At 56.8% G+C, this 22106-nt stretch carries 23 protein-coding genes and 2 pseudogenes; 15 read left to right on the top strand and 10 right to left on the bottom strand.

Features of this window, described 5'->3' with window-relative positions:
• Nucleotides 1–79: 79 nt before the first annotated feature.
• Nucleotides 80–1507, bottom strand: a complete 1428-nt coding sequence (gene cysS / locus H8274_RS01815; protein WP_065414612.1) for a cysteine--tRNA ligase — start codon at nt 1505–1507, stop codon at nt 80–82.
• 124 nt (nt 1508–1631) lie between these two features.
• Between cysS and H8274_RS01810 the strand changes: the two genes are divergently transcribed.
• Nucleotides 1632–2984: an MFS transporter gene (locus tag H8274_RS01810; protein WP_185933673.1), complete on the top strand. Its 1353-nt coding sequence runs from the start codon at nt 1632–1634 to the stop codon at nt 2982–2984.
• 99 nt (nt 2985–3083) lie between these two features.
• On the opposite strand, the gene H8274_RS01805 is transcribed toward H8274_RS01810, so the two are convergent.
• The 3 genes from H8274_RS01805 to H8274_RS01795 all read right to left on the bottom strand — a co-directional run bounded on the left by H8274_RS01805 (nt 3084) and on the right by H8274_RS01795 (nt 6215).
• The gene (locus H8274_RS01805; RefSeq protein ID WP_049619661.1) at nt 3084–3635 is read right to left on the bottom strand and encodes a CarD family transcriptional regulator; all 552 of its coding nucleotides are present in this window, start codon (nt 3633–3635) and stop codon (nt 3084–3086) included.
• A gap of 347 nt (nt 3636–3982) precedes the next feature.
• Nucleotides 3983–4675, bottom strand: a complete 693-nt coding sequence (locus H8274_RS01800) for a response regulator transcription factor (RefSeq protein ID WP_185933672.1) — start codon at nt 4673–4675, stop codon at nt 3983–3985.
• A 70-nt stretch (nt 4676–4745) separates the two neighbouring features.
• Entirely contained in the window at nt 4746–6215 is a 1470-nt protein-coding gene (locus H8274_RS01795; protein WP_185933671.1) for a sensor histidine kinase, read from the bottom strand.
• Nucleotides 6216–6400: 185 nt separating this feature from the next.
• On the opposite strand from H8274_RS01795, the gene phoU reads away from it, so the two are divergent.
• Nucleotides 6401–7084, top strand: coding sequence for a phosphate signaling complex protein PhoU (phoU, locus tag H8274_RS01790; protein ID WP_049619664.1), 684 nt, complete (start codon nt 6401–6403; stop codon nt 7082–7084).
• 288 nt (nt 7085–7372) lie between these two features.
• On the opposite strand, the gene H8274_RS01785 is transcribed toward phoU, so the two are convergent.
• From H8274_RS01785 to H8274_RS01770, 4 genes are all read right to left on the bottom strand, one after another.
• Nucleotides 7373–8110 carry a phosphoglyceromutase gene (locus H8274_RS01785; RefSeq protein WP_049619665.1) on the bottom strand — a complete coding sequence of 246 codons (738 nt, stop codon included), beginning with the start codon at nt 8108–8110 and terminating at the stop codon, nt 7373–7375.
• A gap of 123 nt (nt 8111–8233) precedes the next feature.
• Nucleotides 8234–8395, bottom strand: coding sequence for a hypothetical protein (locus H8274_RS01780; RefSeq protein ID WP_156181431.1), 162 nt, complete (start codon nt 8393–8395; stop codon nt 8234–8236).
• A 219-nt stretch (nt 8396–8614) separates the two neighbouring features.
• A complete protein-coding gene (locus H8274_RS01775) occupies nt 8615–8968 on the bottom strand; it encodes a hypothetical protein (protein WP_049619666.1) in 354 nt (117 codons plus the stop codon).
• Between the two features lie 170 nt (nt 8969–9138).
• Nucleotides 9139–9333 (bottom strand): hypothetical protein, encoded by a 195-nt coding sequence (locus H8274_RS01770; RefSeq protein WP_049619667.1) that lies wholly within the window; start codon nt 9331–9333, stop codon nt 9139–9141.
• Nucleotides 9334–9773: 440 nt separating this feature from the next.
• Between H8274_RS01770 and H8274_RS01765 the strand changes: the two genes are divergently transcribed.
• The 12 genes and pseudogenes from H8274_RS01765 to H8274_RS01705 all read left to right on the top strand — a co-directional run.
• Nucleotides 9774–10964 (top strand): FecCD family ABC transporter permease, encoded by a 1191-nt coding sequence (locus tag H8274_RS01765; RefSeq protein ID WP_185933670.1) that lies wholly within the window; start codon nt 9774–9776, stop codon nt 10962–10964.
• The gene (locus H8274_RS01760; RefSeq protein ID WP_049619668.1) at nt 10957–11721 is read left to right on the top strand and encodes an ABC transporter ATP-binding protein; all 765 of its coding nucleotides are present in this window, start codon (nt 10957–10959) and stop codon (nt 11719–11721) included. Before H8274_RS01765 ends, H8274_RS01760 begins: the two co-directional genes overlap by 8 nt.
• A gap of 28 nt (nt 11722–11749) precedes the next feature.
• Nucleotides 11750–12922 (top strand): ABC transporter substrate-binding protein, encoded by a 1173-nt coding sequence (locus H8274_RS01755; protein ID WP_065414614.1) that lies wholly within the window; start codon nt 11750–11752, stop codon nt 12920–12922.
• 47 nt (nt 12923–12969) lie between these two features.
• Nucleotides 12970–13638 carry a hypothetical protein gene (locus H8274_RS01750; protein WP_049619670.1) on the top strand — a complete coding sequence of 223 codons (669 nt, stop codon included), beginning with the start codon at nt 12970–12972 and terminating at the stop codon, nt 13636–13638.
• Nucleotides 13638–14393 (top strand): hypothetical protein, encoded by a 756-nt coding sequence (locus H8274_RS01745; RefSeq protein ID WP_065414615.1) that lies wholly within the window; start codon nt 13638–13640, stop codon nt 14391–14393. The genes H8274_RS01750 and H8274_RS01745 overlap by 1 nt, the downstream gene beginning before the upstream one ends.
• Before the next feature lie 621 nt (nt 14394–15014).
• A complete protein-coding gene (locus H8274_RS01740; protein ID WP_049618923.1) occupies nt 15015–15296 on the top strand; it encodes a transposase in 282 nt (93 codons plus the stop codon).
• Between the two features lie 41 nt (nt 15297–15337).
• Nucleotides 15338–15694, top strand: a complete 357-nt coding sequence (locus H8274_RS01735) for an IS3 family transposase (RefSeq protein WP_185933669.1) — start codon at nt 15338–15340, stop codon at nt 15692–15694.
• 64 nt (nt 15695–15758) lie between these two features.
• Nucleotides 15759–16912, top strand: a protein-coding gene (locus H8274_RS01730; protein WP_185933668.1) for an IS3 family transposase whose coding sequence is annotated in 2 segments (ribosomal slippage) — nt 15759–16035 and nt 16035–16912 — 1155 coding nt in all. Because the reading frame shifts where the segments join, the coding sequence is not laid out codon by codon here.
• A 672-nt stretch (nt 16913–17584) separates the two neighbouring features.
• Nucleotides 17585–17833, top strand: coding sequence for a hypothetical protein (locus H8274_RS01725; RefSeq protein ID WP_065415529.1), 249 nt, complete (start codon nt 17585–17587; stop codon nt 17831–17833).
• 571 nt (nt 17834–18404) lie between these two features.
• Nucleotides 18405–19561 (top strand): IS3 family transposase gene (locus tag H8274_RS01715; protein WP_420807975.1). Its coding sequence is split into 2 segments (ribosomal slippage): nt 18405–18684 and nt 18684–19561, totalling 1158 coding nucleotides; the frame shifts between segments, so codons are not numbered across the junction.
• A 36-nt stretch (nt 19562–19597) separates the two neighbouring features.
• The gene (locus H8274_RS01710) at nt 19598–19912 is read left to right on the top strand and encodes an integrase core domain-containing protein (protein ID WP_176764513.1); all 315 of its coding nucleotides are present in this window, start codon (nt 19598–19600) and stop codon (nt 19910–19912) included.
• Between the two features lie 21 nt (nt 19913–19933).
• Nucleotides 19934–20506, top strand: a pseudogene (locus H8274_RS01705) (transposase); the annotation flags it as partial.
• A gap of 31 nt (nt 20507–20537) precedes the next feature.
• Here the strand turns inward: H8274_RS01705 and H8274_RS01700 are convergent.
• Nucleotides 20538–21315, bottom strand: a pseudogene (locus tag H8274_RS01700) (IS3 family transposase); the annotation flags it as partial.
• 147 nt (nt 21316–21462) lie between these two features.
• On the bottom strand, nt 21463–21627 hold the full coding sequence (locus H8274_RS01695) for a transposase (protein WP_185933666.1): 165 nt from the start codon (nt 21625–21627) through the stop codon (nt 21463–21465).
• 150 nt (nt 21628–21777) lie between these two features.
• Here H8274_RS01695 and H8274_RS09855 point away from each other — a divergent pair, with 150 nt between their 5' ends.
• Entirely contained in the window at nt 21778–22092 is a 315-nt protein-coding gene (locus tag H8274_RS09855; protein ID WP_276330070.1) for a transposase, read from the top strand.
• Nucleotides 22093–22106 lie beyond the last annotated feature (14 nt).

Here is a 22106-nt window from a genome sequence, read left to right as displayed (position 1 = left end):
CCTCACTTCACTGCTTTTACGTGTTTTACGTGGATTGGTTCTGTTTCCGGTGCCGGAGTTGTGCTCGCGCCTGCTAACCCTAGGCTGTTTCCAGATGCCAGCGCGCCCCATCCGGAGAGTCTTCCACAATAACACCCGCTGCCGTCAAAGTATCGCGCAGTGAATCGGCTCGCGCCCAATCCTTTTCTGCCCGGGCTTCGGCCCGCTGGGCAAGCAGACTTTCCACGATCTTGCTCAGTGCCTCCCCGGAAGCGTTGGTACCTGCCCGATCGCGCCACGGCGCGGCCAAAGGATCCAGGCCGAGCACATCCAACATGGCCCGCACCTTGGTTTGGGTTTGCCGGATTACCGGGTCATCGCGTTCCGCGAGCGCATTATTTCCGTGCCGCACTTCCTCATGGATAGCCGCGAGCGCGCCACTCACATTGAGATCATCGTTCATGGAATCCACGAAAGCTGCCGGTAGTTCAGAAAGCGGGAGGGTAGCTACGGCGTCGGCATCTACTTCGCCCACCGCATCCACGGAACGTTCCACAAAACCGGCTAGCCGTTCCCACACGGCCGCCGCTTCCGCCAAAGTTTCCGGAGAATATTCGACGGTGGAACGGTAATGCACGGTACCCAGGGCGAAGCGAAGTACCACTGCCGGTACCTCCCGCAAAATATTTTTCACTTCGAGGGCGTTCCCCAGGGACTTGCCCATCTTTTCGCCCTTCACGGTAACCCACGCATTGTGCATCCACAGGCGGGCGAAGGGCCGGCCGGCTGCGTGGGCCTGGGCCTGTTCGTTTTCGTGGTGTGGGAAACGCAGGTCGATCCCGCCGGCGTGAATATCGAATTCGTTACCCAAATAGTGGGTGGCCATCGCGCTGCACTCTAAGTGCCAGCCCGGCCGGCCGCGCCCCCACGGCGCATCCCAGGAAGCGGTTTCCGGCTCGCCCGGTTTGCTCCCCTTCCACAGCGCGAAATCGTGCGGATTGCGCTTATCGGGTTCCGCTTCACCTTCGTCTGCCACCATGTGGGAAAGCTTTTGCCGGGTTAGCGAACCGTAATCAGGCAGGGATTTTACGTCAAAATAGACGTTCCCGTTTTCACCCAGGTAGGCATGCCCGTTATCGAGAATGTCTTGCACTAGCTGCAGCATCTGCGGAATGTGGCCGGTAGCGCGCGGTTCATATGTAGGTGGCAATACTCCGAGCGCTTCGTAGGCCTGCGTAAATTCGCGTTCGTAGTGGTAGCCCCAAGCCCACCAGGGTTCGCCATGCGCGGCAGACTTCGCCAAAATTTTATCGTCAATATCCGTGACATTACGGACCAGCGTTACCTTATAGCCGAGGCGGCGCAACCAGCGCACCAGCACGTCGAAAGCTACGGAGGCACGCATGTGCCCAATATGTGGGGAGCCTTGTACCGTGGCCCCACACAGATAGATTCCAACCTGCCCCGCGTGGAGCGGCTCGAACTTCCGGTTGGTCCTGTACAACGAGTCGTATATCTCTAAGCTCACCCCTTCAGCTTAGTCGTATTCGGCGCCCGGCACCTAAACCGCTCAGATATCGTGTTGCGTGCGATATTGTCCCGTTTACTGTTTGCCAACCCGAAATCCATGCCGAACGTTTATTCTGGTGCGTATGGCCGAAGAACTTGAAGCTACCGGAACTGCGTCCCGCAAGCGCCGCGGCGGCTTTATTACACGCAAAGTTATGGCATGGTCGCTCTGGGATTGGGGATCTGCCGCTTTTAACTCGGTAGTGACTACTTTTGTTTTCACCCCGTATCTCACCACTGCCAGGCTTTTCGGGGAAGACGCTAATACGCACGTAGCTTGGGGGCTTTCTGCCGCCGGCGTGATTGTGGCTTTACTGGCTCCGGCTATTGGGCAGTGGGCAGACCGTACGGGCAAGAAGAACACGCTTTTGACGATTACCACTTTGGCCACGGTGGTCTGCATGATCGGCATGTTTTGGGTGAAACCGGGCCCTTCCCTAGTGTGGCTCGGCGTATTGCTCCTAGCCATCGGCAATATTGTGTTCGAAATCGGTTCGGTGGTGTATAACGCCATGGTTACCGACATTTCGGAGCCGGGGAACGTGGGGAGAGTTTCCGGTTTCGGTTGGGGTATGGGTTATGTGGGCGGCATCGTATTGCTGTTGCTTTTGTACGTGGGTTTCATTGGGCCGGATGTGGGTTGGTTTGGCGTTACTTCCCACGAAAGTCTCGATATTCGCGTGTGCATGTTGGCTTGTGCGGTGTGGACGCTGGTGTTTTCGGCGCCTTTGATGCTCACTTCTGCCGATACGGAACCGCAAGACGTTGCCCGGCTGGGAATTATTGGTGCCTACCGCCAAATTGTGCGGCAAATTATTACCTTGTGGCGTACGAACCGTTCTGTAGTGTGGTTCCTTATTTCTTCCGCGGTGTACCGGGATGGTTTGGCTGGCGTTTTTAGTTTCGGTGGGACTTTAGCGGCCGCTGCTTACGGTTTTTCTGCCGGGGAGGTGATGGTTTTCGGGATCGCCGCGAATCTGGTGGCCGGGGTGGCTACGATTATTTTTGGGCGGCTCGACGACCGTATCGGTTCGCGCCGGCTGATTATTGCTTCGCTTTCGCTCATGTTGGTGGCTGGTTTAGGCGTGTTCTTATTGCGCGGTGCCGGTAAACCCGCTTTCTGGGTATGTGGGTTGCTGCTCTGTATTTTCGTGGGCCCGGTACAAAGTTCCTCGCGTACCTATCTGGCGCGGATTACTCCTCCGGAACTGAGCGGGGAAATGTTCGGTTTGTATGCCACTACCGGGCGGGCGATCTCTTTCCTTTCCCCGCTGTTGTACGGGGTTTCTATCGCTGCCGGTGCTGCCCTCACCGGGGTTTCCCGGGCCGACGCCGCACACTTCGGCGTGCTTGGCATCGCGATCGTATTATTTGCCGGGCTTTTGTTCTTCTTGCGCGTGGATCGCGAGGAAACTCCGGCGCTGGGCCGGGCATAATCGAGCTGCGGCCGAGCATAATCGAGCTGCGGCCGAGCATAATTTTGGCCGGCCCGGGTAACAGCACAAAAGTTACCGGGGCCGGCCAAATCAAAGTAGTTACTTCTTGGCGGTCTTCGACTTCTTCTTAGCTTTCTTTTCCGCCGCGGCTTTGGCGGCGGCCTGGGCACCTTCTTCTAAGATTTCGTCTAGTAAGGCGTCCGTATCTTCTTCGGAAAGTTCCCGGGCCAAAGCTACTTCCGAACCGAGAATTCCGCGAGCTTGTTGCAACATGCGCTTTTCTCCGGCAGAAAGATGCCGATCGCGATCGCGGCGCGTCAAATCACGCACTACCTCCGCTACCTTCATTACGTCACCGGAAGAAAGCTTCTCCGAGTTCGCCTTGTAACGCCTGCTCCAATTAGAAGGTTCCTCAATATCGACGGCGCGAAGCACATCGAAAACCTTCTGCAACTGTTCTTCATTGGAAACATCGCGCACCCCGACCTCTTCCAGGGAGGCTTCGGGAACCTGAATAACCATGTCGCTCTGGGTCACATTCAAGGTGAGGTAGCGCCGCTTCTCACCCCTAATCACCTTGTCCGAAATATCAATAATTTCGGCGGCTCCATGATGAGGATAAATAACGGTTTCGCCAACCTTAAACGGCATCGAGCAACTACCCTTCCAAGCTTGCCCACCGCGACTAAACTCGCGCTATACAAGGTGCCATTCTACCATCTGGGCTATATTACGCGCGAGTCCTTCTTTTCCACTCTCCGCGATTATCTGCCGCGGTTATGGCTCGCACTCACCTACCGCGGTTAGAGCACCCCGCGCGCACCTACCGCGCCAACGGCAGCACTTCTCCCCCCGCGCTCACCGCTGTGGTTAGTGCGCCCTGCGCCAACTGCTGCGATTAGCGCGCCCCGCGCGCACCCCAAGCAGTTCCCGGGCTAAGCGGGCCAACCGGGCTAACCGGGCCAACCGGGATTACCTGGCCAACCGGGCCAACCGGGCTATTCCGTAGAAACCAGCTTGTAGCCCAGACCGCGCACGGTCACCAACATTTTCGGGTTCCGCGGCTCTTCTTCGATCTTGGAACGAATACGCTTCACGTGTACGTCCAGGGTCTTTGAATCCCCCATGTAGTCCACGCCCCAAATCCGGTCCAAAATCTGCGACCGCGTGAGCACTCGGTCCGGGTTGCGAATAAACAGCTCCAGTAATTCGAATTCGCGCAGGGGCATCTGAATTTCTTCGCCCGCCACCCGCACTTCATGCTTTTCGGTGTCCATTTCTACCCGACCCACCCGCAGTACTTCTTCCTCTTCTTCCAGCGGCCCGCCACCTTCCACGCGGCGCAATACCGCCCGCACGCGGGCCAGGAGTTCCCGATACGAATAGGGCTTAGTCACGTAATCATCGGCGCCAACTTCCAGACCCACCACTTTATCGATCTCCGAATCCTTGGCGGTGAGCATTATGATCGGCACATTAGATTCTTGGCGCACCCGGCGGGCAATCTCTTCCCCGGAAAGGCCGGGCAGCATGAGGTCCAAAAGAATCAGATCCGGGGTGCGGGCCCGCACGCTCTCCATCGCCGCATTACCATTCGACGCCGTCTCCACCTCGTAGCCTTCACGTTCCAAATTGAACGCCAACGTATCGCGGTACGCAGGTTCGTCGTCAACCACGAGAATCCGTGTCATCTAGTATCTATCCCTTCGTTTTCTCTACTCGCTAGCGCGGGTAGTGCGGCGCTTTTTCGCCGACGTTCTACTACTTATTGCTGATACGGGAAGTTTCCTTCGCCTCAGTGGCGCCAGTTTTAGTGGTACTGCCCGCCAGCGACGCGGCTTTATTTGCGGTTTTATCTCTGCTTCCCGCGGGAAGTTGCGCGGCACGCTCCGGAGCTCCCGCGCGACTTTGCGGAAGTTGCGCGGGAGCCGGGCCAGCCGTAGCTGTGACTGAGGCAGGGGCCGCAGCGTTCGGACCAGGCCCGGTAGCGGCGGCTGTGCTCGGAGCTGCGGCAAGCTCGGCAGCGGCGGCCGTAGCTGGGCCGGCCGAATCCGGAATATACGGCTCGGGTAACACGATCGTGAAAGTAGATCCTTGCCCCTTTTTGCTCCACAACCGGATATGCCCACCGTGGTCTTGCACCACGTGTTTGACGATGGCCAAGCCGATCCCGGATCCGCCGGAGTTCCGGTCCCGCGCGTGATCCCCACGGTAGAAGCGTTCAAAGATACGTTCATGCAGTTCTGGCGGGATACCTTCCCCTTGGTCGATCACCGCTATTCGCACTTGGTTTTCCTCCAGGCTGGTAGCCACGGAAACTCGGCCGTGCGGGCGGGTGTAACGCACCGCGTTATCCAAAAGGTTACGAATCGCGGTGGCCAACATTTTTCGGTCCCCATATACTCGCAGCCCCGATGTACCGCCCGTGACTATTTTCACGTCACGTTCAGCGGCTTCCACTTTCATGCGGGCCACAGACTCCGCTATTACCGCATCCACTTCCACGAGTTCGGGTACCGAAAGCGCGTCTTTATCCTGTACCCGCGAAAGCTCAATCATGTCCATAACCAGCCCGCGCAGCCGCTCCACCTCTAGGTTCAGCTGGCCCGCAAAATGGCGTACTGCTACGGCGTCGTCTGCCGCACTCGCGATCGTTTCCGCAAGCAAGGAAATAGCACCCACGGGAGTTTTTAGTTCGTGGGAAACATTCGCCACAAAATCGCGCCGGGTTTCTTCCACCCGAATTTTCTTCGTATTGTCTTCAAACAGAATGAGCACCCGCCCATTAGAAAGCGGCGCGCCGTACAAGGCGAGGCGAATATCGCTTTGGTCTTTGAGCACGGAACGGCGGATACGCAAGCTTTTCCGCACGATTTCCCCGGTGCTCCGAATCTCCGCGGCCAGCTGTTTGAATTCCGGGCGGTCCAGGGCCCCGTTCTTTACGATCCCGAAACTGTACGCCTGCGTAGAGGCACGTTCGACGACGTCTGCCGGGCCCACGAGAATATGGAACTCGGGAATCGTATCGAGGATTCTGCTCGCATTGAGCTCGGATTCGGCTTGCACGGAACGGGCACTAGCGCCGTCTTTGAACGTGCGTTGAGAATGCATGTAGGCAAGCGAGGCCGTAACTCCCACGGCCAGTCCGAGCAAAGCCGCGATAAGTAAAAGCATCATCATCTGCGGCGGCACTCCAAGGTCGAGATTCGCCGCGGGAAGCATTCCGTGCATATCCTCAGAGTAGCGAGGATTTTGGATTGCGGGAAATGCGTGAGGCAGCGCGAGCCGCGATTTACCGCGCGTTTACCCGCCCGTATTTTCCAGTTCATCATAAGCTGGTGTTATAGACGCCGAGTGCGCCTCCCGGCGCCTTATGCCGTGCCTGCATTTGCATTCAGGAAAATAAAGGAGCATGTATGCGCGAAGAATTTCGCAATGAAATGAGGGTGCTTGAAGAAACTCTCACCTTAATGGCCCGTAGCGCCTCGAAAGCCATGGATCAGGCAGCACAATCGCTCCGCGATGCCAATTTGGGCCTGGCTGAAAGCGTGATTGATGCGGATTCGCATATCGATCATTTGGAGCGGCAAATCGAAGAAATGGCGATTTCCTTGCTGGCGCGGCAGGCGCCCGTTGCCTCCGATTTGCGTACGGTGGTTACCGCCTTGCGGATCGCTACCATTTTGGAACGCATGGGTGATTTGGCACGCCACGTGGCCTATATCGCCCGCGGTCGCTTCCCGCAGACTGCCGTTGATGGCGATGCCTACGATCTGATCGTGAAAATGGGTGAAGCCGCCGCGAAGCAAGGCCAGCGAGTGGCCAAGATGATCGAAACCCAAGATATCGAGTTGGCGAAGCAGCTTGAGGCCGACGACGACAAGCTCGACGAACTGCACCGCCAGACTTTCGATTTGGTTCTGGATGAGAGTAACGATCTGTCCCGGCAAACCGTGGTGGACGTGATCCTTCTGGGTCGTTTCCTGGAACGCTACGGCGATCAGGGCGTGAATGCGGCCCGGAATATGCGGTTCTTGATTACTGGCCTGCATGTTGATGTGGAACCGCGCCCGAGCACTGAAGAAGAAATGCTCGGCTAGGCCGCGCGAAAGCTGGGCCTAGGCAAAACTAGGCCTTGGCGAAGCGAGCCCGCGCGAAAGCTAGCCGACCCGAAAGCTCGGCCGCGCGAAAGCTAGCCGACCCGAAATCTCGGCCGCGCGAAAGCTAGCCGACCCGAAAGCTCGGCCGCGCGAAAGCTAGCCGACCCGAAAGCTCGGCCGCGCGAAAGATCGCTACATAATAATTGCCCCGGGGTAAGCCGCTTGTGTGTTGCGGCTACTCCGGGGCTTTTTAGCAAGAACTAATTTGTTTTGCCTTGGTTGGCAACCCTACTTGCCTTGGTTGGCAACTTCGTCGATCTTCTTTTGTGCTTCTGGATCGAGGTACGTGCCGCCCTTCTTGACGGGCTTGAGCGTTTCCTCATCCAATTCGTAGACCAGCGGAATCCCGGTAGGAATATTCAGACCGGAGATCGCTTCATCCGAAATTTCATCAAGGTGCTTGACGATGCCCCGCAGGGAATTACCGTGCGCGGCGATGAGAACCGTCTGGCCAGTCTTGATGGTGGGCACAATTTCCGATTCCCAGTAGGGAAGCATGCGCTCAATAACGTCCTTCAAGCATTCGGCCCGCGGTACCGGTTGGCCGGCATAGCGCGGATCCTGATCTTGAGACCAAGTAGAGCCGAGTTCAATGTTGGGCGGCGGAACATCGTAGGAACGGCGCCAGGCCATGAACTGGTCCTCGCCGTATTCATCACGAATTTCCTTCTTGTTCAAGCCCTGCAAAGCACCGTAGTGGCGTTCATTGAGCCGCCAATCGCGGTGTACCGGGATCCAATGCCGATCTGCGGCATCCAGCGCGATATTCGCCGTCGTAATCGCGCGACGCAGAAGCGAGGTGAACACAACGTCCGGCAAAATGTTATTTTCCTTGAGCAGTTCGCCGCCGTGCTTCGCTTCCGCCCGTCCCTTTTCAGACAGGGGAACATCAACCCAACCCGTAAACAGATTCTTCGAGTTCCATTCGCTCTCGCCGTGGCGGAGCAGTACGAGGGTGTACGTCATGCCTACATTCTTTCACGTGAACGCTCTTGCTTCCAGGACGTTGGGCAACAGGACGTTGGGTAACTAGCGGCCTGGCCCGGTTTGCCTGGCCCGGTTTGCCTGGCCCGGGTAAGTTGCGAGAGCTTAGCAACCCGGAACGGTATCGCTGGCGTCACTACCGGGCGCGCACTCATCCTGGACAGCCGTGGGGCTCGGAGTGGCCGGGGATTCCTGCGGAGTACCAGAACATCCCGTCATGAAAATCGCCGCGCAAGTGAGGGCGGCTGCTGCTAATAATTTCTTCACGGGTCCAGCCTACCGCCTTGCACGGAAATGGTTTTGTGGGGCGCTATAGCCGGCGCCGCTACCGCCGCGTGCGGCTCGGCATGAATTTTGTGGCTGGCCGCGAGAACCCTCTGCGCGTGCCCGCTACAGGAGCAAACTGCCGGCACCAACTACGATTGCTAGCTACGCGCGAGAGCGGAACGGATGGGTTGTGAGCCGGCGTCGGCCGCCCAGCTTGAACTAACTGCGTGCGAGCGCGGAATAGAAACTGGTGTAGACCACTGCCATAACGATTACCACCAGGCGCATGGTTTCCGTATTGGCCAACCAGAGCAGGACAAATGTGAGCAAGGCGAAAATGGCGAGCACCACAACTTCCCGCACGTCGTATTCACTCAAATAGAGGGCGATGCCACCGCCCAATAGCGCCAGCCCCATGCCGGCCACGAGTAACCAGAAAATCAGCGGCGAAGTGCTGGCGTATTCCGGGTTTTCGCGAAACTGCTTGGCCAGGATAATGAGACATAAAGCCCAAATCACGCCGGGCAATGAGCGCACAGCGTCCTCTCGCGATCCGCGGCGATTACCCTCCATGCCTCTCCTTTCTTTTCCTTTCCCTACTTCCCCTACTTCGTTAGCAAACCGCGCGGGTGGGGCGGCCACATTGCCGCCCCACCCGCGCCGGCGTCGCCATAAAATACGGGAGTGATTCCGCGCCGGCCCACACCACGCCAGAGCTCAGGACCGAAGCCCCGAATCTATGTTTAGTCTTTCGCCATCTGATAAATCACGTGCCAGCCCTCTCCCGGCTCAATCTTTGCGACTTCCGGGAGCGCTTTTTCAATGTTTTGCCGTACCTCGGTGAGAGTAGAACCCTGTGCTTGTAGTTCGGGCAGGTGATAGCCCTGGGCCGTCCAAGCTCCATCCTCGTTACGTAGATTTACCTGAAAATTCCGCATTTTGGTTGCTCTTCCTTCCTGAGCATTCGTGTCTTGTGAAGGTCGGCCGCCCGCCCCTTCACGCCTCTTCGCCTTCCATTGTAGGCCTCGCCACGCGCGCGCAAGAAGCACCCACACGTCCCTTTTCCCGGTGATTTCTTAGATTGCATTTTTGTTTTTGCGCTACGGAACCCAGCCCCGCCGTTGAGTTTTCAACGTTTCACTTCTGTCTGGATAGCGACGCACTATTGCTCCTGGGACTTTCGGGCTATACGGTTAGGGATGCCTTACCACTTTGGGGGTAAGGGTCACCTAACTGTGGCCCGGCCAATTTGCGAACGTTTTACCTCCAAATGGAAGGCCGTACCTGTGGCCGGTGAATCCAGTTTGGAAGCACGGTCACTCCGTTGCCCAGATAGCACACCTGCGGCGCGGAGCACAAAACCTTGGGAAGGAATTATGTGAATAAACGGCACGCCCGGCGCAAATCCGGCGCCAGCTTCGCTGCCGGCACCAGCCTCGCTGCCGGCACCAGCCTCGCTGCCGACGCCCGGCGCAAACCCGGCAAACCCGTCCGCAAACCGCGCCGCGCCGCAGATCAAGTACTGGCTGGTTTTCAGCGCCGGCACCGGATAACGATCGCCGCCACCGCGCTACTCTTGCTTGGCGCCGCAATCGTGGCTATTGGTATGGGCCAGCTGGCGATTTCTCCCGCGGAAGTAGTACGGATTTTGTGGAAATCCGCGGCGCCGCTAGTGGGAATCAATACCGACCACATATCTGTAAGCCCGGCCCATCTCACCGCGGTGTTGCAGATTCGCCTGCCCCGCGTCATTTTGACGATGCTGATCGGCGGGGCGCTAGCAATTTCCGGTGCGGTGCTGCAGAGTTTGTTCCGCAACCCTTTGGTTTCCCCGGACATTGTGGGAGTTTCCTCGGCTTCTGCCTTTGGTGGGGTGCTCGCGATTCTACTTGGCACTTCCAGCCTGCTCTTGATGGGGAGCTCTTTCCTTTTCGGCTTGCTAGCGGTGTGCATTGTGCTTTCCATTGGCAAAATCCGCACCAGTTCGCCCACTTTGACGATCGTGCTGGCCGGCATCGTGGTTTCCGCGTTCTTTAACGCCATGGTTTCCCTCATGACTTACGTGGCTGATCCGTACGAAAAACTACCCTCGATCAATTTCTGGCTCATGGGTTCTTTTGCTGCCGCAACCTGGCAGAAAGTGACGGTGGTCTTGCTGCCCGTCTTGGTGGGTTGCCTCGTAGTTTTCGCGTTGCGTTGGCGCATAAACATTTTGAGTTTGGGGGATGAAGAAGCGCGCGCTTTGGGCCTCAACCCGGGCCTGTTGCGGTGGACGTTAATCTTCGCGGTGTCTTTGCTAACCGCCGCCGCAGTTTCGGTTTCCGGGGTGATCGGCTGGGTAGGTCTGGTAATTCCCCATTTGGTGCGTTTACTTGTGGGCCACGATAACCGAGTGGTGCTCCCCGAATCTTTCCTAGCGGGCAGCTTCTACCTGTTGGTAATCGATACGATCGCGCGCTGCGCTACCACCGTAGAAATTCCGATCGGCATCCTCACTGCCACTATTGGGGCGCCAGTTTTCATCGGCCTGCTGGTGCAAAGAGCACGGAAGGGACAGTCCATTGCTTAAAGCTACAGATCTGGGGCACGCCTACCAGGGTGATGATTTCCTTTTCCGCAAGGTTTCTTTTTCCGTGGAAAACGGTGATTGTTTGGCCATTTTAGGGCCGAATGCGCGGGGGAAAACCACGCTGCTTTCCTGCCTTTCGGGTATTCGCGTACCGCGAGAAGGGCATGTTCAAACAGACGGGCCGGTGGGTTTCGTACCGCAATCACAAGCGGCCTCGCACCATTTTTCGGTGCGTGACATGGTGCTTATGGGGCGCGCGCGGAACCTGCGCCCGTGGTCCACTCCCCAGGAAGAAGATATCGAAGCGGCTTGGGCCGCCCTGGAAAGAGTGGGGATGGCCGAACTTGGGGCCCGCGATTATTCCTATCTTTCTGGCGGGCAACGCCAGTTGGTGCTCATTGCCAGAGCTTTAGTGGCAGAGCCGACGACGTTGCTCTTGGATGAACCTACTTCCGCCCTCGATCTGCGCAATCAGCGCCGGGTGTTGGAAATTATTCAAAGCCTGCGTGATGACGGCATTGCTTGCCTGTTCACCACTCATGATCCCTCCCATGCCTTCCTTATTGCGGGCCGGACCATGGTGATGGATGCCGAGATTCTGATCGGAAAGACGGAAGAAGTGCTCGATAATGCCCGGCTATCTACCCTGTATCGCACCCCGGTACAAGTTTCTACCGTGCAGTTCGCGCAGGGCACGCAGCGCGTGGTCCTTCCGGACTACACCGCGCCCGAATCCCAAATTTCCACAAACAAGTAATTCACAACCAACCGAAAGGACAATACATATGCAAAGCACCCGTACAAAAACCCGCGCTCGCACAAAAATAGCGGCCGGGGTGGCCGCGCTCGCCCTCTTCCTTACGGGATGTGGAGGATCGCAGCCAGCGGCGGATAGTTCTAGCGCGGCGGCTGATTCCACCGCAACTGCCACTGCTCCGAACGGAAAAACCACGGTAACGGTTACCGATCAGCGCGGTGAGCAGATTACGGTTGAGGCGCCCGTGGATAAAATTGCTTCCGCGGTTATTCCGGCACCGACCATTATCGCCGCCGTCGATGGTTCTTGGGACAAGATCGTGGGAATCAATGATTCCCTCCTCAAGGCTAATAAAGAAGGAATTATCTCCAAGATTTTCCCCGCTTCTGTTGAGACCCCGGTGGTTTCTGACCGTCAGTTCACTCCCAATATGGAAACCATTTTGAGTTTGGAGCCGGATGTATTTATTCAGTGGGGTGATCGCTCTGCTGACATTATTGAGCCACTTGATAAGGCCGGCCTGCCGGTTATTGGCCTGGAATACGGCACCCAGGAAGACCTGGAAACCTGGATCAAGATTTTCGGGCAGATCCTGGCCAAGGAAGACCGGGCCAACAAGTTGATCTCCTACATGCACGATTCGCAAAAGGAAGTTTCGGAAAAGGTGGCGGCCCTGGGTAAGCCTCGCGTCCGCGGCCTGCAGATGAGCTATAGCGCGGAAAAGATTTCCGTAAGCACGGAAACAAATTATGCGGAACATGTATTCAACCTGGCCGGAGTGGAAAACATGGCCCGTTCATCGTTGACGGAAGACGGCGTCGTCTCCCCTGAACAGGTACTTGCTTGGGATCCGGAGATTATTTTCCTTTCGGCATTTGACGCTGCCACCCCGGAAGATCTGTATAAGGATCCGCGGCTGGCCGAAGTTTCGGCGGTGAAGAATAAGCGCGTCTACCGGGCGCCGCTAGGGGTTTACCGGTGGCAAGTGCCGTGCGCGGAATCTCCGCTGTACTGGAATTGGGTGGCCGCTTTGGCCTACCCGGGTGAATACCAGGTGGATTTGCCGCAACTAATGCGGGAGAACACTTCGTGGATTTACAACTACGAACTTACCGACGCGGATATCGCCCAGGTTCTCCGGGTCGATATTAATGGCGAGAGTGCGAATTACGACGCCGTTGCCAAGGGCGCGCAATCATAAGGGCTCGCACTGCACTACAAAACCAATAAAAAAAAGGGGTGATACTTGTGGCTACAATGCTCAAGGTTCTACCGGGTAAGCCAACCACGCTCGGCGCGCCACAGGCGCAAACACAAACACAAGGCCCGGCGCGGGAAACCGAAACTGCGGTTAAACACATCGATATTTACGAACTAGCAAATACCGATCTTTCACAGGTTTCGGGGATCAGCATTAGCGGGGCCTGCGATCAAATTGAATTGACCAAGCAACGGCAACTGCTCAGCGCGTGGGTGCGCGGGGGCGGCCGGTTGCTACTAAATGGACATCCGCGGCGGGTCTACGTGGATGAGTTGCCGCAGATTCGGAAACTTGATTTTCATGGGGCTGCCGATGTGTGGCTCAGCGAGGTAGAAGCGCATCCGATTTGGGAAGGCGTGCGCCGGCAGGAATTACTTTATCGTACCGGAGTGCCCGGCAAACATTCTTTTGCGGAATTGGAAAAAATCGGCGTCGCTGGTTTTTATGGGCATGCTTATCTGGGCGACCTTCCCGAGCAGGCAGTGATAATTACGGGAATCGGGCCTTACCGCCTGCCTGTGGATATTGCTTACCGGCTCGGGGCCGGCGAGGTAGTGGTCCACGCGGGTAATGATTTGGATTCTTTCACCGAGATGGGGCCCTCGACCTATAAATTGCGTACGAATATCGAAAACTATCTGCTGGGGAGGAACTAATGAAGAAGATTGCGTACGTTCATACAGGTTCTTTCTTCCACCTTGCCACGGTGGCAGACCCAGCAGTGCGGGCCCGCAATGTGGAAGCAGTTTACTGGCCGGAGTATGCGGGCGATTTTACCGAGTTTGATTCAGTGTTCCTCGCCGCGCGGTGCCACCGCGCAGTTATTTCCCGTAATGCCGCAAAGCTGGTGCGTTTCCTGGACGGTGCTGGCCGCAAGCTTTATGTGGATGGCTCTTCCCAGGTTGGTGAGTGGTTGCCGGGAACTAATGAAGTGATGCGGGGTACGAACTTTTGGGCCTGGCGCACCGGGGAAAACCTCGGCCGGATTTCCGTCAATAAAGACCATCCGCTCTGGCAGTATTTGAGCGAAGAATCCGTGCACTGGCACTACCACGCCGTTTTGGATCCCCCTGCTACCGCTACTCCCCTGGTAATCCTCGAACCGGTCCCGGCCGCGGAGTCTGCTGCGGGTGCGCAACCTGACGCCCTCGCGGCAGGAGCCACCGCGCAATCAGTTGCAACGCAATCATCCACCGCGCAACCGGCTGCCACGCCGCCGGGCATTGACCCGTGGGGGCATGATTACCGTGCAATTCCGGGCCACGCGAATGCGCTGCTCTACTACGACGCCGGTACTTTCCCGGCGGAAATAGTTGTTTCCACGATGGATGCCAGTTATCACCACGGCTCGGGCTTTATGCCCGGTGCCACCCAGCTGCTTTACCGCATGCTTGACTGGTTGCGAGATTAAAGCGGCAGCTTCGGCGCACATAATGCCGAATTTTATGCGTACCTTCTTCCGCGTAAGTTGAGTACGTCTACGACGCCGGTGCGGGCCGAGGCAAAACACCTCGGCCCGCATTTTTCCGCTCGGATATGAGTGCAACCAGGCCCGGCCTCTGCGCCTGGCCAAGTTCTACCAGCACCGCCTTACCAGGGGATTCTTTGGAATCTACCGATTTTCTGCGGCTGCTGGGCCAAGTAGTATGCCGGAGGTGCGATTGGTGAGGGGACGCGTTTGAAGAATTCCTTGCGCAACTGCAGGTTAAGTCCCGGTGTATTCAAAAATGCTTCGCCGAGTGTCACCGGATTGCGCCGGCGCAAACCCACCATACGCGGAGCAACCAAAGCCGGATAACACTGGAACCACCCACCATGCGGCTCGCTTTCCCATCCTAGACGGGTAATTACACTCCTGTAATCGAAAGACAAGTCTGCCCCTAGGCAGGGATCTATGTGGCGGTGCCATCCGATTGTTTGACAGTACCAGGCAAGTTTCCCCTCGGTAGTTGGCCTGGGCTGGATTAAATAGACCATGCGATTTGAGCGTGTCTTCCGTGACAGCCCCTGTTGGGCAGGAAGACTGGTAATCATGAAGAAATTCTCGAAGCACACCCCTGAGCAGATTGTGGCCAAGCTCGAGAAAGCCCGGGCCTTGAAGGCCTCGGGTAGTACTGTGGCCGAAGTCTGCCGTGACCTCGGCGTCAGCGAGGCAACCTACCATCGCTGGGTCAGGCAGTACGGCAACATGTCCCGCAGCGAAGCCCGCCGCTTTAAAGAGCTGCAGGAAGAAAACACCAAGCTCAAGCGCTTACTCGGGGAAGCTGAGTTGGAAAAGGCGCTGCTGAAGGAGCTTGCGGAGGGAAAATTCTGACCCCGGCACGCAGGTATGAAGCCATCGATTACGCTCTATCAGTGGGTTATTCGGTGCGCTTTGCCTGCCGGGTCGTCGGGGTTTCCAGAGCGGCGTACTACAACGCCCGCAAACGCCACCAGAAGCCTAGCGCGGATAAGTACGCCGCTTTGCGCAGTTGGCTGGTCACCTTCGCTGGTGAGCACCGACGCTGGGGCTATCGCCGCGCTTGGGTGAAAGCCCGACAGGCCGGCTTTACCTGTGGCCGTGATGTGGTGCGCCGCCTGTGGCGCCAGGAGGGTCTGCGGGTCTTTCCTCGCAAAGCTGCTAAGCGACGCTGCTTGCCCGTGCCAACACCCCGCACGCAGCCAGCGGCGTGTCCGGGGCAAGTGTGGGCGCTGTGGCCTGGGCTGGATTAAATAGACCATGCGATTTGAGCGTGTCTTCCGTGACAGCCCCTGTTGGGCAGGAAGACTGGTAATCATGAAGAAATTCTCGAAGCACACCCCTGAGCAGATTGTGGCCAAGCTCGAGAAAGCCCGGGCCTTGAAGGCCTCGGGTAGTACTGTGGCCGAAGTCTGCCGTGACCTCGGCGTCAGCGAGGCAACCTACCATCGCTGGGTCAGGCAGTACGGCAACATGTCCCGCAGCGAAGCCCGCCGCTTTAAAGAGCTGCAGGAAGAAAACACCAAGCTCAAGCGCTTACTCGGGGAAGCTGAGTTGGAAAAGGCGCTGCTGAAGGAGCTTGCGGAGGGAAAATTCTGACCCCGGCACGCAGGTATGAAGCCATCGATTACGCTCTATCAGTGGGTTATTCGGTGCGCTTTGCCTGCCGGGTCGTCGGGGTTTCCAGAGCGGCGTACTACAACGCCCGCAAACGCCACCAGAAGCCTAGCGCGGATAAGTACGCCGCTCTGCGCAGTTGGCTGGTCACCTTCGCTGGTGAGCACCGACGCTGGGGCTATCGCCGCGCTTGGGTGAAAGCCCGACAGGCCGGCTTTACCTGTGGCCGTGATGTGGTGCGCCGCCTGTGGCGCCAGGAGGGTCTGCGGGTCTTTCCTCGCAAAGCTGCTAAGCGACGCTGCTTGCCCGTGCCAACACCCCGCACGCAGCCAGCGGCGTGTCCGGGGCAAGTGTGGGCGCTGGACTTCCAGTTTGATAGTGACTACCAAGGCAAAACCTTCAAGATCTGCAACGTGATCGACGAGTTCACCCGTGAGCATGTTGGTTTCGAGATCGCTCGGTCAATTACCGCTGCTGTGGTGATTGACCTGCTGGAGAATTTAGCCGCTGTGCGCGGTGGCAGGCCTGGGGTGTTGCGTATGGATAACGGCCCGGAGTTCATCAGCCAAGAGCTGACTCAATGGGCAGCCAAGCAAGACACTATCGAAGCGTTCATCCCACCGGGAATGCCCTGGCATAACGGGTTTGTGGAGTCCTTCCACAACCGGCTACGTGACGAGCTGCTAGAAGACGAGATGTTCGACGACCCTGCCCACGCGTCGCACTGCCTGCGACTGTGGTCAGAGCGTTACAATACGCATCATCCTCATTCGAGCCTAGGATTTATCCCACCGACTGAGTACGCCAACCAATGGCACCAAACCCAGCAATGCACTCAAACCGACCGGTCCTAAAAACTAGCCCGGCCCACCTATCAAAGAATTCACTGGCGGCTCCTCTCTTATTGATGCGAGTCGAACTATCATGAGCAACTGTGAGACTAGGCCCACCCCACTTCAGTCGCGCCAGTAATTATTGTCACGAAAATTTCGCGAAAGCACGTTGACAGTAACGATTCCTTAAGGTTATCGTCCAACTGTCCTCGCGAAGAGGTCAAGGCACTACCGCCTTTTCCGCGCTGCCCGCCAGCAAACATGGCGGCATAACGAAAGAAAACATATGAAATCACGGTTTGCGCAAGTATTTGTTGCGCTAGGTTGTAGCGTCGGCCTGGTTTTTTCCGGCACCCTTTCAGCTCACGCGGCTGAGCAAGGTGCGGCACAGTCGCAAATTACCAACACAGCACTCCCGCAAAGCCCTTCATCGAGTGAGGCACCTTGCGTCGCACCGAATGTCGGGGCAGTGACACCACTCAACACGGCTAACGCCGGCCCCACGTTCGCTTCCCTACAGTCACAAGCACTACTCCCCACGAGTTCGAAGCAATCTTGCTACCGTCAATATGAGAACGATGCAAAAAAATGCAGAAGAGCCCCCGGCGGCGCTCGCGGAAGGGCGATTTGCTGGGCATCTATTAGCGCAAAGCTAGGGCTCTGCATCGCTCGAGGAGGCAGGTAGGTCGAGCCATGTTCACTCGTACATACTTCTCGAAGAACAACCTCCCAGTCACGGCAACAATAGCTATAGGAGATTTGGTGCGAACGGACGACGCCACCGAGTGCTCAAGCCAACTCACCGTCAAAGGGGACGACGTTGATTACGACATGTCAATTATTGGCATTGATCAGATTCAAGCATTCGAAAACAGTGCGTCCGTCCTGCAAGCAATAGTAGAAAGGGAAAACCTATCACTTGACGCCACCATTGCCGAGTGACGTACGGATTAGTTGGCGACAGATTCAAGGGGAGCTTCACAACGAGCAGGCTCCCAAAAACTCAAAAGCAGGGCTGTTTTTGAATCACCATTCGATAATTCGTCTCCGCTTTTCGAAAGCCAACACCGCCAAGTTACTGCAACTAGGTCCGATGTTTTGCGCATTACGAACCGGCGTCTTAAGAAACCCGCTTATTCGTTAGCCCTGGTTCGCAATCAGGGATTATTTAGGTATGCACAAATTAGCGGTTTGATGGCCGGCATATCCCCGCTGCAACGGGTGCATAATCAGGACAGAGGAGCATTTTTAGAGGTAGCTACTCCAAGAAATCAGGGGTACCTTCGTCCACTCCCATGTCTGCGGTTTCCAACTCTAAACCGAACGTGATTCCCGCCTGGGAGTGAGTAAGCTTTTCATCCGCAAAATTACCCCAGCCCGATCAGTACCTAAGCCCATAGTGCGCAATTTGAGACAACGGCAAGTTCGTATTTTTGGCCTGGGCTGGATTAAATAGACCATGCGATTTGAGCGTGTCTTCCGTGACAGCCCCTGTTGGGCAGGAAGACTGGTAATCATGAAGAAATTCTCGAAGCACACCCCTGAGCAGATTGTGGCCAAGCTCGAGAAAGCCCGGGCCTTGAAGGCCTCGGGTAGTACTGTGGCCGAAGTCTGCCGTGACCTCGGCGTCAGCGAGGCAACCTACCATCGCTGGGTCAGGCAGTACGGCAACATGTCCCGCAGCGAAGCCCGCCGCTTTAAAGAGCTGCAGGAAGAAAACACCAAGCTCAAGCGCTTACTCGGGGAAGCTGAGTTGGAAAAGGCGCTGCTGAAGGAGCTTGCGGAGGGAAAATTCTGACCCCGGCACGCAGGTATGAAGCCATCGATTACGCTCTATCTGTGGGTTATTCGGTGCGCTTTGCCTGCCGGGTCGTCGGGGTATCCAGAGCGGCGTACTACAACGCCCGCAAACGCCACCAGAAGCCTAGCGCGGATAAGTACGCCGCTCTGCGCAGTTGGCTGGTCACCTTCGCTGGTGAGTACCGACGCTGGGGCTATCGCCGCGCTTGGGTGAAAGCCCGACAGGCCGGCTTTACCTGTGGCCGTGATGTGGTGCGCCGCCTGTGGCGCCAGGAGGGTCTGCGGGTCTTTCCTCGCAAAGCTGCTAAGCGACGCTGCTTGCCCGTGCCAACACCCCGCACGCAGCCAGCGGCGTGTCCGGGGCAAGTGTGGGCGCTGGACTTCCAGTTTGATAGTGACTACCAGGGCAAAACCTTCAAGATCTGCAACGTGATCGACGAGTTCACCCGTGAGCATGTTGGTTTCGAGGTCGCTCGGTCAATTACCGCTACTGCGGTGATTGACCTGCTGGAGAATTTAGCCGCTGTGCGTGGTGGTAGGCCTCGGGTGTTGCGTATGGATAACGGCCCGGAGTTCATCAGCCATGAGCTGACTCAATGGGCAGCCAAGCAAGACACTATCGAAGCGTTCATCCCACCGGGAATGCCCTGGCATAACGGGTTTGTGGAGTCCTTCCACAACCGGCTACGTGACGAGCTGCTAGAAGACGAGATGTTCGACGACCCTGCCCACGCGTCGCACTGCCTGCGACTGTGGTCAGAGCGTTACAATACGCATCATCCTCATTCGAGCCTAGGATTTATCCCACCGACTGAGTACGCCAACCAATGGCACCAAACCCAGGAAGGCACTCAAACCAACCGGTCCTAAAAACTAGCCCAGCCCAGCAGGCCTGGGGTGTTGCGTATGGATAACGGCCCGGAGTTCATCAGCCATGAGCTGACTCAATGGGCAGCCAAGCAAGACACTATCGAAGCGTTCATCCCACCGGGAATGCCCTGGCATAACGGGTTTGTGGAGTCCTTCCACAACCGGCTACGTGACGAGCTGCTAGAAGACGAGATGTTCGACGACCCTGCCCACGCGTCGCACTGCCTGCGACTGTGGTCAGAGCGTTACAATACGCATCATCCTCATTCGAGCCTAGGATTTATCCCACCGACTGAGTACGCCAACCAATGGCACCAAACCCAGCAATGCACTCAAACCGACCGGTCCTAACAACTAGCCCGGCCCAGATTACCGGATGCGATAGAGGCAACCTGGCCGAATTCCCTCGTCCAAACCTGTGTGGTGCACTTGATCCGGGCTTCTAACCGGTGGGTCTCATACAAGGACCGGAAGGCTGTTGCCGGGGCCTTACGGCGTATTTACACCGCCGCCAGTGAGGAAGAAGCCTGGCAGGCCTTGCAAGACTTTGCGGGCAGCAAACTAGGCAAGCAGTATCCACAATCAGCCCAGGTATGGCTAGATGCGTGGGATCGGTTCATCCCGTTCTTACAATTCCCACCCGCCGCGCGGAAGGTTATATACACGACAAACTCTATTGAATCCATGAACAGCGAGTTACGTAAGGCTACTCGGAATCGGATCCAGTTCACTAACGATGTAGCAGCGGTCAAGGCCTTATGGTTGATGATCGGTCATATCGAGGACCGGCGGGCCAGGAAACGCGAGAAACAAGCAGCGAAGCTGGGAAAGGGCAAACCCCGGGTCACTACCGGGTACATTGAAGGAGAACGAGCTAGTGGCTGGGGACAGGCAATCAACCAAATGATGGTAGCCTATCCCGCGCGCTTTGAAAAATATCAATAACCATCCCCATACACAAAAATCTTGACACTCCCACCTCGGTACATGAACTCCAGGACTGGGAGTAGATCAACTCGCTTTTGTACAGACCGTTGACTGTTTCAGCTAGGGCGTTATCGTAGGAATCACCGACCGAACCGGTCGATGACTTAAATCCCGTAATCAGCGAGCTTATCGCTGTAGGCAATTGACGTGTATTGCGAGCCGTGATCGGCGTGATGAACCAGACCATCAAGACCCTCTTTCGCGCCCATGATTGCCTGCTCAAGTGCCTCCAGTGGAAGAGCCCCGGTGGTCATGGATGAACGTGTCGCCCAGCCCACGATCTTGCGGCTAAAGACGTCGGTGACGAAGGCTGTGTAGACGAACCCTGACAAGGTGCGAACGTAGGTGATATCAGCAACCCATAACTCGTTGGGCCTGCCGGCTTTGAACTGCCGGCCAACTAGATCCGGGCGAGAATCTGGCGCTGGTGCCGACCGGGTGGTCACCGGCACCCGGCCGCGGCGAACACCGCTAATACCGGCGATTTTCATGAGCCTGGCGACCTGGTCGCGGCCAACATTCCACCCGGCACGGCGAGCTGCGTGCCACATTTTCCGTACCCCATACACGCCATAATTGCGAGTATGGATCGTCTTGAGCTCGTCGGTTAGCATCCGGTCTCGTATGCTCCTAGCGCTGGCAGGACGGCTTTTAGCTAGCCGGTAGTCACGGGAGGTGATAAATCCTCCCTCCAGACTCGCGCCCAATACCCGGCAAATCGGCTCGACCTCGAAACGATCCCTATACTCATCAATATAAGCAATCATTATCGGGCCGGTCGGTCGAGCTTCGCTGCGAAAAAAGCTGAGGCAGTTTTCAAAATCTCGTTCGCCCGCCGTAATTCCGCGTTCTCGCGTTTTAACCTTTTGTTCTCTTCGTGTTCTTCACGTGTTATTCCGCCTTTCTTACCCGAATCAATCATGGTCATACCAGCGCCGCAATGACTCATTCGATACCCCAAGCTTCGGGGCGATCTTTTGAATCGCCTGCCACTGCGTCACGCTCGGATCATCGCCTAGACGATCCGCAACCATCCGCACCGCGCGATCTTTAAACTCTGGTGAATACCTCTTCGCCATGTTCCTAATCCTCTCAAAAACAGGTAGGAACAAAACTCAGTACGCTTCACTGAAGATCTGCGGTTGGGATTACCCTTGTTTTGTTGACACTGGATTAGAGGGATTGCCTGTGGTGTTGATTCCTTGGGAGGTTGTGTCTTCTGGCTCGCTATGAATCGTAAGGGAAGGCGGTTTACCCCTGAATACCGGCAGGATGCTGCGAGTCAGGTGATTGATACTGGCGAGTCGATTGCGTGTGTGGCTAAGGCTTTGGGCTTGTCTGCGCAGACTCTTGGTAAATGGGTTGGGCAAGAGCGTAAGAGACGGCTCGTAGAATCGGGTGGCAAGCCGGATATTGAGCAGTTGCAAAAAGAGCTGGCTCGCACTCAGCGGGAGTTGGCCAAAGCGAGAATGGAACGCGATTTCTTGGAAAAAGCGGCCGCCTTCTTCGCTGCCAAGCAACAACAACGGAGCGGTTCGAGTTGATGGATGCGCAGAAG

This window comes from Actinobaculum suis (assembly GCF_900618115.1).
Taxonomy (GTDB): Bacteria; Actinomycetota; Actinomycetes; order Actinomycetales; family Actinomycetaceae; genus Actinobaculum; species Actinobaculum suis.
This window is presented reverse-complemented; position numbering and strand designations above follow the sequence as displayed.

Coding starts and splice junctions, on each gene's coding strand:
- H8274_RS01740 (WP_049618923.1), top strand. CDS start 15,015: ATGAAGAAATTCTCGAAGCACACCCCTGAGCAGATTGTGGCCAAGCTC.
- H8274_RS01755 (WP_065414614.1), top strand. CDS start 11,750: ATGCAAAGCACCCGTACAAAAACCCGCGCTCGCACAAAAATAGCGGCC.
- H8274_RS01795 (WP_185933671.1), bottom strand. CDS start 6,215: ATGCACGGAATGCTTCCCGCGGCGAATCTCGACCTTGGAGTGCCGCCG.
- H8274_RS01775 (WP_049619666.1), bottom strand. CDS start 8,968: ATGGAGGGTAATCGCCGCGGATCGCGAGAGGACGCTGTGCGCTCATTG.
- H8274_RS01770 (WP_049619667.1), bottom strand. CDS start 9,333: ATGCGGAATTTTCAGGTAAATCTACGTAACGAGGATGGAGCTTGGACG.
- H8274_RS01805 (WP_049619661.1), bottom strand. CDS start 3,635: ATGCCGTTTAAGGTTGGCGAAACCGTTATTTATCCTCATCATGGAGCC.
- H8274_RS01785 (WP_049619665.1), bottom strand. CDS start 8,110: ATGACGTACACCCTCGTACTGCTCCGCCACGGCGAGAGCGAATGGAAC.
- H8274_RS01725 (WP_065415529.1), top strand. CDS start 17,585: ATGTTCACTCGTACATACTTCTCGAAGAACAACCTCCCAGTCACGGCA.
- H8274_RS01810 (WP_185933673.1), top strand. CDS start 1,632: ATGGCCGAAGAACTTGAAGCTACCGGAACTGCGTCCCGCAAGCGCCGC.
- H8274_RS01710 (WP_176764513.1), top strand. CDS start 19,598: ATGGATAACGGCCCGGAGTTCATCAGCCATGAGCTGACTCAATGGGCA.
- phoU (WP_049619664.1), top strand. CDS start 6,401: ATGCGCGAAGAATTTCGCAATGAAATGAGGGTGCTTGAAGAAACTCTC.
- H8274_RS01800 (WP_185933672.1), bottom strand. CDS start 4,675: ATGACACGGATTCTCGTGGTTGACGACGAACCTGCGTACCGCGATACG.
- H8274_RS01745 (WP_065414615.1), top strand. CDS start 13,638: ATGAAGAAGATTGCGTACGTTCATACAGGTTCTTTCTTCCACCTTGCC.
- H8274_RS01695 (WP_185933666.1), bottom strand. CDS start 21,627: ATGGCGAAGAGGTATTCACCAGAGTTTAAAGATCGCGCGGTGCGGATG.
- H8274_RS09855 (WP_276330070.1), top strand. CDS start 21,778: ATGAATCGTAAGGGAAGGCGGTTTACCCCTGAATACCGGCAGGATGCT.